Below are 2,015 nucleotides of genomic sequence, written 5' to 3' on the forward strand. Positions count from 1 at the left end.
CATTTCCGCGGACTTGACGGGGCGCGGCCTGCTCACCCACGAGTCCAACGGCTTCCGCGATCACGGGATCGCCGGCTCGCTTGGTTGGAACCCGGACCCCGCTTCGGACCGCGGGCCGTCGCTCACTCTCAGCCAGACCGTGGGTGCCAGTGCGACCGGTGGCATGGACGCGCTGATCGAGCCCGTGTCTCCCGCCGGACTGGCGACGAACGATAACGACCGCGGGCCGCGGGACCGCCGCCTCGAGCTCAAGATGGGTTACGGGTTCTCCGCCTTCGACGACCGGTTCACCTCGACGCCGGAGATCGGGCTCGGGCTCGTGAACGGACAGCCGGAGTACAGCCTGGGCTGGCGGCTCAAGTTGGCGAACCGCGGTCCCACCTCGCTGGAGCTCAGGGTCGAGGGGACTCGGCGCGAGCATGCCAAAAAGAATGCGGCTCCGAATCACGCAGTCGGATTTCACCTCGGCGCGAGATTCTGATGGCGTCGGCGCCCCGACTGCGCTGTGAGTCCGCCGGCGCGGCCGGCTCCCCCCGCATGCCGACCTCCCAAATTGGCCGATTCGAGAGGTTACCTCAACATACAAATGACGGGGAGCGGGCGCCGGTCAGGCGCGGCACCCGGCCAGCTCCACGTAGTTGTGGAGACCCAGTTGGCGCTTGCCCGATTCCAGCTCGAGCAACATGTTCAACACGTTGTCGCACAGGGGCGTGGACAGGCCCAGCCGGGCGCTCTCCCGCACCACGTGGCCGAGGGTGAACTCCACTTCGAGCCTGGTGCCGTTGAGCAGTTGCCGCAGGGGCCCCTTGAGGTCGTCCGACCTCCAGGACTCCGCGTAGTGGTTGACCACCGCCAGACGCGCTTCCACCGGCTGCTCGGGATGCAGGCCCGGCGGGTTGTACTCTCTCAACGGGATGAACCGGGCTCCGGCGGCCGTTCCCACGGCCACCACCTCGCCCAGGAAATTCGCCAGCAGACGCCGGTCGTCGGGGCTGGCGCAGCTCTCCACCATGGACGTGTTCGCCAGCGAACCGTAGTAGCCGTAGCAGGTGTACGTGAGCTTGCTCCACAACACTCCGATGATGTTGTCGGTAATCTCGCTGGGGATCACGGCGTCGAGCATCGCGTTGAGCTCTTCCAGCCGAGGCGTCGTGCGGCCGTGGGAATGGCCGACGTAGAGGTGGCCCCGCGTCGTGGTGTGCACACACCCCGGTGCAGTCCGCCGGCTGCCCATGCGGATCCCCATGCCCACCGACCGGTCCGCCCCCACCGCCTCCTCCAGAAGAGGGATATTGATACCGTTCTGCATCGACACCACCAGACCATCTTCGCTCATGTGCGGCAGCGCCATCGCCAGCGTGTCGCGGGTGTAATTACAGCGGACGGCGATGAAAGCCGTGTCGAAGGTGCCTTCGATTTCGCCGGGGAAAACGACGTTGGCCTTCACGTTGAACGCCCCGTCGGGCACGTCCACCTGAAGCCCGTGGTCGCGGATGGCAGCGACGTGCTCTCGGTCCACGTCGACGAAGGTCAGGTCATGTCCGGCCCGGGCCAGGCGTCCGCCGATAATGCCGCCGATGGGGCCGGTACCCATGACGATGGCTCGCATAAAATCTCCTTGTAATCGGTGGGTTAGGTCATGGGAAACAGGTACAAGGTCTGACCCCACCTTTTGGGAAACGCTACCGCAAAGCAAGAGGGCGCCCTCACATCCGTTCGTCCTGAGCGTAGCGTAGCGAAGTCGAAGGGCGCCATCTCCGCCTGCCTAGTTGAAGTGGATGACCCCCTTGACGATCTCGTACTTGGCCATGGCCTGGAGCGCCTCGTTGACCTGTTCCAGCTTGTACTCGGCCGAGATCATCTCCTCGAACGGGAAGGTGTCCTTGCGCGAGGAGAGGAAGTCGATGGCCTGGAGCCAGTGGCGCGGCTCGCCGGAGCGGATGGTGTGCAGGATCATCTCCTGGGGCAGGTTCTGGACGCCGATGTCGGCCTTGCCGCCGGCGCCGATGTTGACG

Annotated in this window: 3 protein-coding genes; 1 reads left to right on the forward strand and 2 read right to left on the reverse strand. The window is 65.6% G+C overall.

What is annotated here, in order from left to right; translation table 11 throughout:
• On the forward strand, positions 1–481 hold a 481-nt coding region (locus OXF11_06370), incomplete at its 5' end, for a hypothetical protein (GenBank protein MCY4486729.1).
• 126 nt (positions 482–607) lie between these two features.
• On the opposite strand, the gene OXF11_06375 is transcribed toward OXF11_06370, so the two are convergent.
• Positions 608–1,609, reverse strand: a complete 1,002-nt coding sequence (locus OXF11_06375; GenBank protein MCY4486730.1) for a hypothetical protein — start codon at positions 1,607–1,609, stop codon at positions 608–610.
• 156 nt (positions 1,610–1,765) lie between these two features.
• Positions 1,766–2,015: hypothetical protein (locus OXF11_06380; GenBank protein MCY4486731.1), on the reverse strand; the 250-nt coding region annotated here is incomplete at its 5' end.

Source organism: Deltaproteobacteria bacterium, from assembly GCA_026712905.1.
Lineage (GTDB): Bacteria > Desulfobacterota > Binatia > UBA9968 > JAJDTQ01 > JAJDTQ01.

What these genes read in the sequence shown, in the direction of transcription:
- OXF11_06375 (MCY4486730.1), bottom strand. Translation starts at nt 1,609, where the DNA reads ATGCGAGCCATCGTCATGGGTACCGGCCCCATCGGCGGCATTATCGGC.